Source organism: Aeromonas sp. RU39B (assembly GCF_900156095.1).
In the GTDB taxonomy this organism is placed as follows: domain Bacteria; phylum Pseudomonadota; class Gammaproteobacteria; order Enterobacterales; family Aeromonadaceae; genus Aeromonas.
On record NZ_FTMJ01000011.1, the window covers coordinates 112,320 to 126,573 of the forward strand.

14 protein-coding genes are annotated in these 14,254 nt (G+C 58.3%); 7 read left to right on the top strand and 7 right to left on the bottom strand.

The window, feature by feature from the left end; translation table 11 throughout:
* Complete coding sequence (gene hutH / locus BW958_RS15015) at window positions 1-1,533, top strand: histidine ammonia-lyase (RefSeq protein WP_076576567.1); 1,533 nt, start codon at window positions 1-3, stop codon at window positions 1,531-1,533.
* A 100-nt stretch (window positions 1,534-1,633) separates the two neighbouring features.
* Here the strand turns inward: hutH and BW958_RS15020 are convergent, their stop codons facing one another.
* The gene (locus tag BW958_RS15020) at window positions 1,634-2,683 is read right to left on the bottom strand and encodes a porin (protein WP_076576568.1); all 1,050 of its coding nucleotides are present in this window, start codon (window positions 2,681-2,683) and stop codon (window positions 1,634-1,636) included.
* Window positions 2,684-2,915: 232 nt separating this feature from the next.
* Between BW958_RS15020 and glpX the strand changes: the two genes are divergently transcribed.
* Together glpX and BW958_RS15030 are read left to right on the top strand one after the other, a co-directional pair.
* Complete coding sequence (gene glpX / locus BW958_RS15025; protein ID WP_076576569.1) at window positions 2,916-3,926, top strand: class II fructose-bisphosphatase; 1,011 nt, start codon at window positions 2,916-2,918, stop codon at window positions 3,924-3,926.
* A 69-nt stretch (window positions 3,927-3,995) separates the two neighbouring features.
* Window positions 3,996-4,247, top strand: a complete 252-nt coding sequence (locus tag BW958_RS15030) for a YkgJ family cysteine cluster protein (protein ID WP_076576570.1) — start codon at window positions 3,996-3,998, stop codon at window positions 4,245-4,247.
* On the opposite strand, the gene BW958_RS15035 is transcribed toward BW958_RS15030, so the two are convergent.
* The gene (locus BW958_RS15035) at window positions 4,244-6,094 is read right to left on the bottom strand and encodes a methyl-accepting chemotaxis protein (RefSeq protein ID WP_076576571.1); all 1,851 of its coding nucleotides are present in this window, start codon (window positions 6,092-6,094) and stop codon (window positions 4,244-4,246) included. The two genes, BW958_RS15030 and BW958_RS15035, sit on opposite strands and share 4 nt — an antisense overlap.
* A 149-nt stretch (window positions 6,095-6,243) precedes the next feature.
* Here BW958_RS15035 and rraA point away from each other — a divergent pair, with 149 nt between their 5' ends.
* Window positions 6,244-6,729 (top strand): ribonuclease E activity regulator RraA, encoded by a 486-nt coding sequence (gene rraA / locus BW958_RS15040; protein WP_076576572.1) that lies wholly within the window; start codon window positions 6,244-6,246, stop codon window positions 6,727-6,729.
* A gap of 269 nt (window positions 6,730-6,998) precedes the next feature.
* Here rraA and BW958_RS15045 read toward each other — a convergent pair whose 3' ends face one another.
* The 3 genes from BW958_RS15045 to BW958_RS15055 form a co-directional block, all read right to left on the bottom strand.
* Window positions 6,999-7,664: a 7-cyano-7-deazaguanine/7-aminomethyl-7-deazaguanine transporter gene (locus BW958_RS15045; RefSeq protein ID WP_076576573.1), complete on the bottom strand. Its 666-nt coding sequence runs from the start codon at window positions 7,662-7,664 to the stop codon at window positions 6,999-7,001.
* Window positions 7,665-7,764: 100 nt separating this feature from the next.
* Entirely contained in the window at window positions 7,765-8,052 is a 288-nt protein-coding gene (locus tag BW958_RS15050) for a DUF3630 family protein (RefSeq protein ID WP_076576574.1), read from the bottom strand.
* 11 nt (window positions 8,053-8,063) lie between these two features.
* Window positions 8,064-9,491 carry a protein adenylyltransferase SelO gene (locus BW958_RS15055; RefSeq protein WP_076576575.1) on the bottom strand — a complete coding sequence of 476 codons (1,428 nt, stop codon included), beginning with the start codon at window positions 9,489-9,491 and terminating at the stop codon, window positions 8,064-8,066.
* Window positions 9,492-9,570: 79 nt separating this feature from the next.
* Here BW958_RS15055 and BW958_RS15060 point away from each other — a divergent pair, with 79 nt between their 5' ends.
* Window positions 9,571-9,870 (top strand): c-type cytochrome, encoded by a 300-nt coding sequence (locus BW958_RS15060; protein ID WP_076576576.1) that lies wholly within the window; start codon window positions 9,571-9,573, stop codon window positions 9,868-9,870.
* Between the two features lie 12 nt (window positions 9,871-9,882).
* Here the strand turns inward: BW958_RS15060 and recQ are convergent, their stop codons facing one another.
* On the bottom strand, window positions 9,883-11,703 hold the full coding sequence (gene recQ / locus BW958_RS15065) for an ATP-dependent DNA helicase RecQ (protein WP_076576577.1): 1,821 nt from the start codon (window positions 11,701-11,703) through the stop codon (window positions 9,883-9,885).
* 116 nt (window positions 11,704-11,819) lie between these two features.
* Here recQ and BW958_RS15070 point away from each other — a divergent pair, with 116 nt between their 5' ends.
* A complete protein-coding gene (locus BW958_RS15070) occupies window positions 11,820-12,284 on the top strand; it encodes a thioesterase family protein (protein WP_076576578.1) in 465 nt (154 codons plus the stop codon).
* 126 nt (window positions 12,285-12,410) lie between these two features.
* A complete protein-coding gene (locus BW958_RS15075) occupies window positions 12,411-12,938 on the top strand; it encodes an AbiTii domain-containing protein (protein ID WP_076576579.1) in 528 nt (175 codons plus the stop codon).
* A 141-nt stretch (window positions 12,939-13,079) separates the two neighbouring features.
* Here the strand turns inward: BW958_RS15075 and BW958_RS15080 are convergent, their stop codons facing one another.
* Entirely contained in the window at window positions 13,080-14,243 is a 1,164-nt protein-coding gene (locus BW958_RS15080; protein WP_076576580.1) for a heme biosynthesis HemY N-terminal domain-containing protein, read from the bottom strand.
* Window positions 14,244-14,254 lie beyond the last annotated feature (11 nt).

The following is a 14,254-nucleotide window of genomic DNA, read 5'->3' on the forward strand; positions in this document are numbered from 1 at the left end:
ATGTTGGAACTGATGATGACTCCGGGCGAGCTGGATCTTGCCACGTTGCGCCGTATCAGCCGTGAGCCGGTGCGAGTGAGCCTGAACCCGGCGGCCCTGCCAGCTATCGAAGCGTCGGCGGCGACTGTCTCCCGTGTGATTGAACAGGGACGGGTGGTATACGGTATCAACACCGGTTTCGGCCTGCTGGCCAACACCCGCATCCCGGCATCGCAGCTCGATGAGCTGCAGCGCTCCATCGTGCTCTCTCATGCCGCCGGGATCGGCGATTTCATGGATGACGCCACGGTGCGCCTGATGATGGTGCTCAAGCTCAACTCGTTGGCGCGTGGTTTTTCCGGTATCCGGGTCTGCGTGCTGGAAGCGCTGATGCAGCTGGTTAACGCCGAAGTGTATCCGCTGGTGCCGAAGAAGGGATCGGTGGGTGCCTCCGGCGATCTGGCACCGCTCGCGCACATGAGCTGCCTGCTGATCGGTGAAGGGCGCGCCCGTTTCGACGGTCGCATTATCGAGGCATCGGAAGCGCTCAAGCTGGCCGGCGTTGCGCCGATCAGCCTGGCCCCGAAAGAGGGGTTGGCGCTGCTCAACGGCACCCAGGCCAGCACCGCCTTCGCGCTGGAGGGGTTGTTCCACGCCGAGGATCTGTTCGCCGGCGCCACCGTGATTGGTGCCATGAGTGTGGAAGCGGCGCTGGGCAGCCGTCGCCCGTTTGATGCCCGCATTCATGCGGTGCGCGGTCAGCGCGGCCAGATTGATGTGGCGGGCTGCTACCGCCATTTGCTGGGGGAGGAGAGCGAGATTGGCCTGTCCCACCACAACTGCGAGAAGGTGCAAGACCCGTACTCCCTGCGCTGTCAGCCGCAGGTCATGGGCGCCTGCTTGACCCAGATCCGCCAGGCGGCCGACGTGCTGGTGTGCGAGGCCAACTCGGTCTCTGACAACCCGCTGGTGTTTGCCGATGACGAAGAGATTATCTCTGGTGGTAACTTCCACGCCGAGCCGGTGGCCTTTGCCGCTGACAACCTGGCGCTGGCAATTGCCGAGATTGGCTCACTGTCGGAGCGGCGGATGGCGCTGTTGATCGATTCGCGCATGTCTGGCTTGCCGCCCTTCCTGGTCAATAATGGTGGGGTGAACTCCGGCTTTATGATCGCCCAGGTGACCTCGGCGGCGCTGGCTTCCGAAAACAAGACGCTGGCTCACCCGGCATCGGTTGACAGCCTGCCCACCTCGGCCAATCAGGAGGACCATGTTTCCATGGCCACCTTCGCCGGACGCCGGCTGGCTGACATGGCGGAAAACACCCGTGGCATTTTGGCGGTCGAGCTGCTTGCTGCGGCGCAAGGCATTGATTTTCGTGCCCCGCTGCGTTCTACCGAGCTGGTTGAACAGGCCAAGGGACGGCTGCGTCAACGCGTCAGTTTCTACGACAAGGATCGCTATTTCGCCCCGGACATCGAGGCAGCGTCCCGCTTGCTCGGTGAGGCAAGCTACAACGATCTGCTGCCGGCTGGCGTGTTGCCGAGCTTGTAAGGTCCTGTCAGTCAAGAAGGCGCCGCAAGGCGCCTTTTGTCATAAAAAAGCCCGGCGCAGCAGAGCTGGCCGGGTTGAAGCATGGAATACCTGACGACTATCAGAAGTCGTAGCGGACGGCGACCGAGTAGTCGTCCTTGGTCTTTTCGGCGGTGGTGGCCGAGGTGTCGTCCAGGTTGTTGATGCGGTATTCGCCGATCACGCGCAGTTGCTTGTTGAACTTGTACTGGGCAGCCAGGGTGTAGTAATCGACGTTGTCTTTCTTGACCCCGCCATTGTCCTGCTTCTGCTTGTTCCACAGAGCTTGCAGGCCGAAACCGTTGGCAAAGCTGTAACCCAGCACGGCTTCATAACCGGTGTGGTCGATGCCGGTGCCGAGGAAATCCTGGCCATCGGCATAGGTGAAGGCGGCATAGAGCGCCTTGTTATCAAACTTGGCGGAAACCAGCCACAGCTTGGCATCGTCGGTGTTGGCCGCTTCGCGGTGGCCGACGTTATAGGCAGTACCCAGCGAAAGGTTGAACGGGAAGGTGTAAGAGACCGCTGCGCCGTAGGCGGAGTCCTTGGCCTTGTCGTCGGTGGTCGGGGTTTCGGTATCGTTACTGTCGAACTTGTAGCTGGTATCAACCTGCAGACCACCAAACAGGCCGGAGTATTTCAGTACGGAAGCGGCGCGGTTGGTGCCGAAGGTGTCGGTGCCAACACCGGTGCCGTCAGCACCGTAGCCATCGGAGTAGGCAACGTCAGTCCAGTCTTCGATGCTACCCATGGCGCCCTTCTGGCGACCAAAGGTCAGGGTTCCCCAGTCACCGGTCACACCGGCAAAGGCCAGACGGGTACGCAGGTTGTCGGTGGAGTCGTTGGTGAGGGTCTTTTCGCTGTTATTGACATAGAGCTGGACCTCATACTGGGCCAGCGCCTTCAGATTGCTGTTGATCTGGCTGTCGGCCTTGGCGCCGAAGCGGACAAACTGGTTGGCACCTTGTTTGGCACTGTAATCGTTAGTGCCATCTTTTTTGTCGCCAAAGAACTGGCCGGCATAGATGCGGCCGTAGAGATCCAGCGAGGTGGTGTCGTTCTTGTATACTTCGGCAGCCTGGGCCTGGAAGGCACCGGCCAGAGCAATTGCCACTACAGTCAGCTTTTTCATTGTCATCCCTTCGTTGTAAGCATGTAATAACACGCATTGGTTTCACAGCGAGGCCATGCTAGAAAGGCCGGATGACGGTGAGGTGACTGGCTGGTTAAGAGTCTTTGGCACTTTTTGTCATTTTTTATGAAGGGTGCTGGTGTTTCACTCAGTTACGGTGACTTTTGCGCGCAAAGGTTTGCCTGTGTGGTAGAATATCGGCCGATTTTTAGGTTCTTGGGTTGGGTATGCGATGAGACGTGAACTGGCAATCGAGTTTTCCCGAGTGACGGAAGCCGCCGCACTGGCTGGCTACAAGTGGCTTGGGCGAGGTGACAAGAATATCGCGGATGGAGCGGCGGTCGCAGCCATGCGCCACATCCTCAACCAGATCAATATCGACGGCGAAGTGGTCATCGGTGAAGGTGAGATCGACGAAGCGCCGATGCTCTACATCGGTGAGAAAGTCGGCACGGGTCAAGGTGATGCTGTAGACATCGCCGTTGACCCTATCGAAGGCACCCGCATGACTGCCATGGGGCAGGCTAATGCGCTGGCGGTGCTGGCAGTGGGCGATAAGGGTACCTTCCTCAAGGCGCCCGACATGTATATGGAAAAGCTGATCGTCGGCCCGCAAGCCAAAGGGGTGATCGATCTGGCGCAAGGGCTGGAGATTAACCTCAAGGCCGTGGCCAAGGCACTCGGCAAGCCGCTCTCCCGCCTGACCGTTATCACGCTGGCCAAGCCGCGCCATGACAAGGCCATTAAAGAGATGCAAGGGCTAGGCGTGCGGGTATTTGCCATTCCCGATGGCGACGTGGCGGCCTCTGTGCTCACCTGCCTGCCGGATAACGAAGTCGACATGCTATATGGCATCGGTGGCGCGCCGGAAGGGGTGATCTCGGCTGCGGTGATCCGTGCGCTGGGTGGCGATATGCAGGCTCGTCTGGTGCCGCGTCACCTGGTCAAGGGTGACAGCCCGGAAACCCGCGCGCTGGGTGAGCAGGAAATTGCCCGCTGCGAAGCCATGGGTATCAAGGTGGGTCAGGTGCTCAAGCTGGAAGAGCTGGCCAAGAACGACAACGTGCTCTTCTCTGCCACCGGCATCACCAAGGGCGATCTGCTCGACGGCATCACCAGCGATGGCAAGATGGCAACCACCGAGACCCTGCTGATCCGCGGCAAGTCCCGCACCATTCGCCGCATCAAGTCGATCCATTATCTGGAACGCAAGGATGATGCAGTGCGCGACATCATACTGTAAGCTCGCGCGACTGTTCTGTTGTGTAACGGCCCATCCAGTGATGGGCCGTTCTGTTATGGGAGCCTCTGTATGGAGTGCCGTTCGGGCTGTGGGGCCTGTTGCATTGCCCCGAGTATCACCTCGCCCATCCCCGGCATGCCAGAGGGCAAACCGGCGGGAGTTGTCTGCATCCAGCTCGATGATCAGCTGGGCTGCAAACTGTTTGGCCGACCCGAGCGGCCGGCCGTGTGCGGCGGTTTCAAACCCATGAGTGATGTCTGTGGTCACTCACGCCAGGATGCGCTCTGGCTGATTGGCGAGCTGGAGCGGCAAACCGGTTAGACCTTGTAGCGCGCCACTGCCTGATCCAGACGATGCGCCTGCTGGCTAAGCTCCTGGCTGGATTCGGCGTTTTCGGCCGCCATTTGGCTCGACTCCTCGGCAATGTCACGAATAGCGCTGACATTGCGATTGACCTCTTGGGCCACCAGACTCTGCTCCTCAATGGCTGCCGCAATCTGGGTGCTCATGTCCATGATATGAGTGACATCCAGAGCAATCTGTTCCAGCAGCACACCGGCATTGGTCGCCTCTTCGGCGCTGCGAATGCCCTGTTCGCGACTCTGCTCCATGCTTACCACCATGCTGCCAGTCTGTTGCTGCAGCGATGTGATGATGGTGGAGATCTCCTGGGTTGATTGCTGGGTGCGGGTTGCCAGCAGGCGCACTTCATCGGCCACAACGGCAAAACCACGTCCTTGCTCGCCAGCGCGGGCTGCTTCAATGGCGGCATTGAGGGCCAGCAGATTGGTCTGCTCGGCGATGCTGCGAATCACATCCAGCACCGATCCGATGGTCTGGCTGGCTTGTTGCAACTTGCCCACCTCACCGGCTGAATCGGCCAGGCGGGTGGCCAGCTCGCCAATGCGCTCCACGGTCTGTTGCACCACATTCTGTCCTTCCTGCGCCTTGTGATTGGTCGCCTGTGCATTGTTGGCAGCCAGCTCGGTATTACGGGCAATCTCTTCGATGGTGCTTCCCATCTGATGAGACGCCGTGGCTACCATGTCGGTTTCCTGCAACTGGCGATGGGCGCCATCGCTGGCTCGCTGAATGTTGCGCGAGAGATGTCCGGAAGCCTGATTTAGCAGATTGGCACTCTGCTTGACCTCTTCCAGCAGCTGGCGGAACCCATCCAGCATGATGTCGAGGTTGCCAGCCAGTTGAGCCATCTCATCCTTGCCGGAAAGTGCCACCTTCAGGCGTAAATCGTTGTCCTGACGGATCCGGTTGACGGTATCGTTCACCCGTGAAATGGGGCGGTCGATACTGCGACCGAGCAGCAAGCTCATGGTGGCAACCCCGATAAAAATGACGAGACCGCACAGTAGCATCAGCCGCTCCAGTGCTGCACTGCGTTCGCTGAGCTGGCTATCGATCAGCTGGTTGGTTCGCGCAAACAGCTCATCCGTCTGATGCACGGTGCTGCGCATCTCATTTTGCATCCCGGCGTTTTCGTTCAGACCAAGACGGGTCATCTCGTCGACCAACATCATGAAGTTGCTGTGGTATTGGTCGGCAAGGGGTATCAGCTTGGCCTGCTGATCGGCCGGAAGCGCTTTGATGGAGGCATTGAACTTGCTAAATGTCTGCTCAAATTTGGTGACGTATTGCGCATCCAGCCGCAACATAAAATCTTTCTCATGGCGGCGCAGCTGCAACAGGGGCACCAGCAGTGCCGGATCCTGGCTGGTCAGAATGGACTCCATGTTGTGTACTGCTGCGCGCAGTGCGCCATAAAGACCATCTTGCGGCGTCAGGCCAATCTTTTTCATCTGGGTGGTGAGTGCGGCAAAGCGCTGGCCATATTCGGTCACCAGCTCATCGAGTTTGATAAGGTCTTGCTGCAGAGCGGCCAGCTGCTCTTCTTGTTGCAGTTGGCGATTAAGCTGGTGGAAGTGTCCCAGCTCTTGCGTCATCCGATCTATCTCGGCCACATCCTTGCGCATCAGGAAGTTCTTTTCGTTGCTGCGCATGCTCAACAGGCTGACTTCCTGCATCAGTACCATGCGCTGGGCTTCTGATAAGCGGGATTTGGTCTGGTTGTAGTAGTAAAACAGCGAACTGAGCACCAGCATTGCCAAGGCCACCATGATGGTATTAAGGATCAGTTTGTGCCGAATCAACATGACGGACTCCTGGGGTGCTGATAGCAGACGCTCCATCAAGCGTAATCGTAAAACGTGATCGGTGAGTGCTATGGCGGGAATAACCTTTGAATTGGCTCTCCCTCTCCTTATACTGGACGTCACCTGTTTCCAGCCGTGGACCCGTCACTATGGAATACAACACTTCTGAACTGTGCGACATCTACCATGACATGGTCGATGTACTTGAACCCATGCTCTCCTCTTTTGGTGGCCGCAACTCGTTTGGCGGCGTCATCACCACCGTGAAATGCTTCGAGTCCAACGGGCTCGTCCGTGAACTGGTGCAGGAGAACGGGGTCGGCCGGGTATTGCTGATCGATGGGGGCGGGTCACTGCGGCGAGCGCTTATCGACAGTGACATTGCCACCACCGCTGCTGAAAACGGCTGGGAGGGGATTGTCTGCTACGGTTGTGTGCGTGAAGTCGACCTGCTCGAAGAGCTGGACATCGGCATTCAGGCGCTGGCAGCCATTCCGGTCGGTGCCGATGACAAAGAGGTTGGCGAGACCGACTTGCCAGTCAATTTTGGTGGTGTCACGTTCCTGCCTGATGACCACCTCTATGCCGATACCACAGGTGTCATCCTTTCGCCCGAGCCGCTCGATATCGAGTAATGGTCGGGATAGGTGATAACGGGAGCCAAGTGCTCCCGTTTTTGTTTGTGGGTGGGTCTAAAGATAAAAAAAAGGCCAGCATCAAGCTGGCCGAATCTGGAAGCAATGTGAGCAATGTCGTGCCTTCACGGAGTCCACTATTACCCGAAGGTATTGCCATGGTGGTCAGAACCGGAATGCAAGTTAAAGATAATCATTCTCATTTAAGAAGGCAACTGTTTTCGTAGACATTGTTTAAAAAAAGTTCGGCTCCCGAAGGAGCCGAATCATCAGCGCAGGCTGGTCTGTAGTTGCAAGCCGGGTTCCCCCACCAGCTTGCGCACCAGATAACGCAGTAATACGCCGTAGAGCGGCACAAACAAACCGATGCTGATCAGCAGCTTGAAGCTGTAATCGACGGTGGCGATCTCCACCCAGTGCTCGGCCATAAAGGGATCACTGCTCTTCCAGAAGGCGACCGAGAAGAAACTGATGGTATCGACCAGATTGCCAAATACGGTGGAAGCCGCCGGTGCCACCCACCAACTGTGCATTTGGCGTAGCCGGTTGAAGACGATGATGTCCATCAGCTGTCCGATCAGGTAACCCATAAAGCTGGCCAGCGCGATGCGGGCGACAAACAGGTTAAAGGTGGCCAGTTGACCAACACCCTGATATTGCCCCTCAAAGAACAGTACCGACAGCACATAGGAGACCGCCAGCGCCGGCAGCATTACCATCAGGATGATGCGGCGAGCCAGTTCGGCACCAAAGATGCGCACGGTGAGATCGGTGGCCAGAAAGATAAAGGGGAAGCTGAACGCGCCCCAGGTGGTGTGGAAACCGAAAATGGTAATCGGCAACTGCACCAGATAGTTACTGCTGGCAATGATGAGGATATGAAACAGGGAGAGACGGATCAGTGCCGTCTGGTACTGAAATGAAGTCAGATTCACGTTGTGACCTTTTTGGTTAATGGGGTTAGGGAACCCATGCCGCCACCATGACGGCAATCAAGGGGCGCGATTATACGCCCCTGTCTAAATAGTGCAATCCTTAAGCAGCATGGTGCTGTGCTAGCCACGCTAGCACTGGCCGATCATCCTGATGGCAGGCCTCAATCCAGCAGACATCACCATAATGCTCATATTGCAGCAGCAATTTACTGCCTTCAAAGTCCACCACCCAGCAGTGGCGATCGGCGGCCAGCTCTTGCTCCTGCAGCGTCATCTCCCACGCCTCCAGTAAATCCGGTGCCAGCGTGGGGAAACTGTCCAGCCCCAGTCCGCTACAGGTCAGCAGCAGGGCGCCGCTCGTTTCATCTTGTCCAATCAGTTGCCACATTGCGCCTCTCCTTAACTGCTGCATGACAGGCTGGTGCACTGGTACCAGAAGGGGGCCGGTGTGGCCAGCGCCTCTGCCTGAGGCTGTTCATCAAAGGGGTGGCGCAGTACCTCAAACAGCTGCTCGAAAGGCGCCATGTCACAGGCTTCGGCGGCGCTGATCACTTGCTGGGCCAGCGCGTTGCGCAGCACATACTTGGGGTTGATGGCCTCCATTTCTGCTGCGCGCCTTGCATCATTGCTGCCTTCTCGCGACAAGCGCTGGCGATAAGTCGATAGCCAATTGCTCCACGCTTCACTCGCCGGGAGTAAGGCAGCCAGGGATGGGGGAAGGTCGCCGTGCAGTGGTAAGCGAGCCAGCAGACGCAAAAACAGATGGTAGTCGACGCCATCTTGCGCCAGCAGCAGAAACAGCTGACGAAACAGGGTGGGATCGTCCTCTTCCCAGCTCTCCAGCCCCAACTTGCGGCGCATCAGCTCGGAGTATTCCAGCATCAAGGTGTGCTGATATGTGTCGAGTGACTGGCGAAGTGCGTCGGGCGACAGGTGATCGGCCAACGCCTGGGCCAGCTTCTGCAGGTTCCAGTAACCCACCGCCGGTTGCTGGTCGAGGGCGTAGCGGCCGACGCTGTCGGTATGATTGCAGACAAAATCGGGCACGTAGCGGTCGATAAAGCCAAATGGGCCGTAATCAATAGTTAGCCCGAGCAGCGACATGTTGTCAGTATTGAGCACCCCATGGACAAATCCGGCCGCCTGCCAGCGGGCAATCAGACGGGCGGTGCGCCCCACGACTTCGTGAAACAGAGCCTGATTATCTTCAATGCCGGGGTAGTGATGGCGCTTGAGGTAATCGAGCAGCGGCGGGATGCGCTGCGACTGGCCGCTCCAGGCAAAATATTCGATATGGCCAAAGCGCAGGTGGCAGGGGGCGGTGCGCAGCACGGTGGCGCCCGGCTCGACGGTTTCCCGCAGCACCTCTTCATCACTGCCAACCAGCACCAGCGCCCGCGTGGTGGGAATATTCAGGGCATGCAGCGCCTCGCTGGCCAGATATTCTCGTATCGACGAGCGCAGCACGGCGCGGCCATCCCCGAAACGGGAAAAGGGCGTTTTGCCCGCGCCCTTGAGATGCAGGTCCCACAACTCGCCGTCCGGCGTTTGTTGCTGGCCCAGCAAAATAGCGCGACCATCGCCCAGCTGTGGCACAAAGTGGCCAAACTGGTGGCCGGCATAAACCTGGGCGACCGGGGTCATACCGGGTAGCAGCGTAGCGTTGCCGCAGCAGGCCAGCCACTTTGCATCGTCGACGGCGCCGAGTCCCAACTGCTCGAGCAGGGGGCGATTGAGGTGCAACAGGCGGGCATTGTGCAGTGGCGTCGGGGTGACGGCCTCACAGGCCCAGGGCAATTCGGTGGCAAAAGCATTGTGCAGCTTCACATTTACTCCCCATCTACCTGTTGTGCTGTGACCAGTTGCTTATAATTCCCAACAAATCATCAGGATATAAGGAATCGATATGCGTGTTATCCATATACCTCTGCTGCTGACCGCGCTGCTTGGCTTGCCGGCAGTGGCTGCCGATGCGGCCAATGGTCAGGCCAAATCCGTCGTCTGCACCGCATGTCACGGGGCACAGGGCAAGGCCGTGATTCCGGGTTATCCGCATCTGGCCGGACAGAATGCCCAGTATATGGTGAAACAACTCAAGGCGTTTCGCGATGGCCAGCGGCAGGATCCGGTGATGGCGCCGATGACCAAGGCGCTTTCCGATGCAGATATCGACGATCTGGCTGCCTGGTACGCCTCGCTCAAATAGTCGCGGGGCCGGTTAGCGCCGGCAGTAATCGATGATGAGGTCCATAAACGCCTCACCAAAGCGTTCTAACTTGCGCTGGCCCACACCGTTGATGGCCAGCAAGTCACGCTCGGTCATCGGCATGGCCTCGGCCATCTCCATCAGTGTGGCATCGTTGAAGACTACGTAGGGCGGCACCTCTTCCTCTTCGGCGATCTGCTTACGCAAGGCCCGCAGCTCTTTGAACAAGCGGCGATCATAGTTGCCGGGCTCGGGGCGGCTGCGTTTTTCACGGCGGCTGGAGATCGGCTGCAAGCGTGGCACGGCCAGCTCCAGCGGTGCCTCACCACGGAGCACGGGGCGCGCCGCTTCGGTCAGCTGCAACACCATATTGCGAGTGATGTTCTGGGCCAGCAAGCCTTTGTGGATGAGCTGGCGTAGTACGCTCTGCCAGTGCTCGGCGCTGTGCTCTTTACCGATACCATAGGTGGAGAGCTTGTCATGGCCATGGTCGCGGATACGCTGATTGAGCGAGCCGCGCAGCACTTCGACCACATATCCCATCCCGAAATTCTGGCCGACGCGCCAGACGCAGGAGAGCGCCTTCTGCGCATCTTCCGTACCGTCATAGGTCTTGGGGGGATCGAGGCAAATATCGCAGTTGCCGCATGGTTCGGCCTGATATTCACCAAAATAGTTGAGCAGCACCTGACGGCGGCAGGTTTGCGCCTCAGCAAACGCCACCATCACGTTGAGTTTGTACTGTTCGACTTGCAGTTGCTGCGGGTTCTCGATGTTTTCGAGCAGCAGACGCACCCGGCCAATATCAGCCGGATCAAACAGCAACAGTGCTTCGGCTGGCGTTCCGTCACGGCCGGCGCGGCCGGTTTCCTGATAGTAGGATTCGATATTCTTCGGAATGTCGTAATGGACGACAAAGCGCACGTTGGGCTTGTCGATGCCCATGCCAAACGCCACGGTGGCCACTACGATCTCGATATCGTCGCGCAGAAACGCTTCCTGGGTCTGCTGGCGCTGCTCCAGCGGCAGTCCGGCATGATAGGGCGCCGCCTTGCTGCCATGCCGGCTCAGGCGGTCGGCCACCTCTTCCACCCGCTTGCGACTCGAGCAATAGATAATTCCGCAGTGACCTTTCTGGCTCTGCACATAGCGCAGCAGCTGTTCAGCACCTTTGAATTTTTCCACCAGGCTGTAGCGAATGTTGGGGCGATCGAAGCTGGCGACGTGGACGAAAGGCTCGTCTAGCGCGAGTCGCAGCAGAATGTCCTGACGCGTCGCCTCGTCGGCGGTGGCGGTCAGCGCCATCACGGGAACGCCGGGGAACCACTGCTTGAGGCGGCCGAGTTCGGCATATTCGGGACGAAAATCATGACCCCACTGGGAGACGCAGTGCGCTTCATCGATGGCAAACAGTGAAAGCGGGATCTCTGCCAGCCGGTCCATGAAGTCGTGCTGTAACAGGCGCTCCGGGGCGACATACAGCAGCTTGATCTCGCCGCGGCGCATGGCGGCGAAGGTTTGCAGCATCTCCTCGCGGGTCAGGGCCGAGTTGAGATACGCCGCTGCCACGCCGTTGGCGCGCAGGGTATCGACCTGATCCTTCATCAGAGAGATGAGGGGAGAGACCACTATGCCGAGACCGGGACGCAGCAACGCTGGGATCTGGTAGCAGAGCGACTTGCCACCGCCAGTCGGTTTCAACACCAGCACATCACGTCCGCTCAGTGCCTGCTCGATGATCTCCAGCTGGCCTGCTCTGAACTGCTGATAGCCGAACACGGCCTGCAGCAGGGACAGGGGGGTATCAGGCTGGATCTCGGCAATGGCGGTCATGTTCTCTCCTCCGGGGGCGCCATTCTAAAGCAGGGGGAGATCACAATAAACCGGCATTGCATATGTTAAACACTTGTTTCAATATGGTTGAGTAAATCATCAGAGAGAGGGAGCTCATGAGTGTACAAACCAGAGAGACGGCACTGCAGGGAATTGCCGAGCTGTTTTCCGAGAGAATGCCGTTCAGCCGCCTGCTGGGTATGCGTGTCACCGACTTCGATCTAAAGCGGGTTGAGCTGCGCATCAACATGGACGAGAAGCTCATTGGCAATCCGTTTCACAATATTCTGCACGGTGGCGTGACCGCCAGTTTGCTGGATGTGGCGGGTGGACTGGTGGTAGTGGCCTCCTGTCTGGAAGGCGTTGAGGATTTCTCCGATTTTTCACTGCAGGATCGCTTCACCCGTTTTGGCACCATTGACTTGCGTGTCGATTACCTGCGACCGGGACGTGGCCGCGAGTTTATTGCTACGGCCCATATCATCCGGGCCGGCAATAAGGTGGCTGTGGCTCGTATGGAGCTTCACAACGAAGAGGGAACCCACATCGCCTTCGGCACCGGAACCTATCTGGTAGGGTGAACCTTTTTATTTCCTCTGTGAATAAAAGGGTGTGCTGTGAGCTGAAATTGATTGAAAAACGAGCTGGCAATTCTGCCGGAGGGCAGCGCATACTTCCCTTGGGAACCGCTTCAAGGAGAGACAGGGATGAGTGCGGAACTCGCCACCAAGCCGTCCGGTGCCATTCTGGATCAGCTCAGATCCATGCAAAATCAGGTACAGACCCCTGAGTGCCGGCATTGGCTACAGCAGGAGCTCGAGGGGTACTCTGAGACCGCTCCCCTGCCGTGGTATCGCATTATTTCCTGTCGGCAACGTGGTCACTTCATTGATCTGGGTAGTGGCAAGCACATGACCTGCCATATTGGCAACCAGGCGCTTAGCCAGCGTGACTTGGCATCTGTCCAGTTCATTTATGCAAGAGACCCGGTGGCTGCTTATCTCTCCTATTCCGGTCCCGAGCTGGAACCCTGGCCGGAAGAATTGTTACAGGCTTATCAGGGTGTGTTGATTCCAGGTCATTTGTGCTTGCATGCCTGGCACGAGCCGATCTCCTCCCTGCGCTGTCAAATCACGGAGGGACTGAGGCAATTTATGGAGGAGTATCCACGTTGCGCTCATGCCACTACTTCTCATGGCTTCAAGGCAATGCAGCATCGGCATTGGCACTTTTAGCGCTCTGGCGCGGGAGGGTCACATCGACATTAGACACATAGCGAATTGCACAATCTGAATACAAGCGGTCGATAACAAGACCATGCAAAGAGGCCACCCGTGGGGTGGCCTCAATCTTTTGTGTGAACCGGACTGACTGCGTTAGCCGAGCGCCAGCTCCAGAGCCAGCCGATAGTACTCGTTGGCTTTGTTGGTCAGGCGGCGCTGTTCCATGATGCGCCCCAACCCTTGATAGATCTGGGCTGTGGGCTGCTTGGCCAGCTGAGCCTCCAGCAGCGTCTGAGCTTCGTCCAGCTGGCCTGCCAGCAGAGCAACGTGGCCAAGCGCCGCGGTGGCTCCGTCCTGATCCTGCATCTTGCGCAGCTGGGTCAGCATGGGCTGATAGTCGGCTAGCTTGAGACGTGGCAGCTCGGCCAGCAGCAACGGGGAGTTCTGCTTGCGCAGCGCATCGAGCCACAATTCGGCGGCTTCGTTATCGGCACCAAGGGCACGCAGATGACGGCCATAAGCCAGCAGCATGGCCGGCTGTTGGCGCAACTTGCGTGGCATCTCTTGCCAGACCGGACGCAGCGTATCGAGGCGATCAGTCACAGCATCGAGGCGGGCTTGCCAAGCTTCTTCCAGCATCTGCTCTTCTTGCTGGGCAGAGATACGGCCCAACTTGCGCAGCACCGGCAGCAGCTCGATAAATCCACCCCACTCAGCGCGAGCGCGGCGAATCCGTGCCAACTGTTCGACCACCATGGGGTGGCGCGGCTGCAGCGCATAGATGGGCTCGAGGGTCGCCAGTGCCTGTTCGTACTGCTCTTGCTCGATCTGCAGCTGAGTCTGAGTCAGGGTCAAGGCCAGTTCAGCCTTGGGATTTTCCTGCTGAGCCAGCTGCAGGTATTCGTCACGACGCTGTTCGTCACCGCGGGCCTGGGCCGCCTTGGCGGCACTTAAATAGTTGAGCAGTGGGGTGTCGCTGTTACGGGCACTCTTGACCAGCAGTTTTTCGGCTTGCTGGTAATGGCCTTCTGCCATCGCCAGCGTGGCATCGATGGTCTGCTGCTTGGCTTTGCTACGGCGACGGGTACCAAACCAGCCTGCGGTGTTACGACGCAGGCGCAGCAGACGAACCAGCAGCCACTCGAGCAGCAGCAGCACGCCGTAAAGCAGTACGGCGAGAATGGCGAGACTGGTGACCGAGCTCTCAACCGTATAGTTGCCAAGCGCAATCAGGACGTATCCCTTGTTGCCGGCCGCCGCAGGGCCAAAAACCAGGCCTGCTACCACGACGGCGATTAGAATGATGATGCGAACCATAAGGCCTCCTC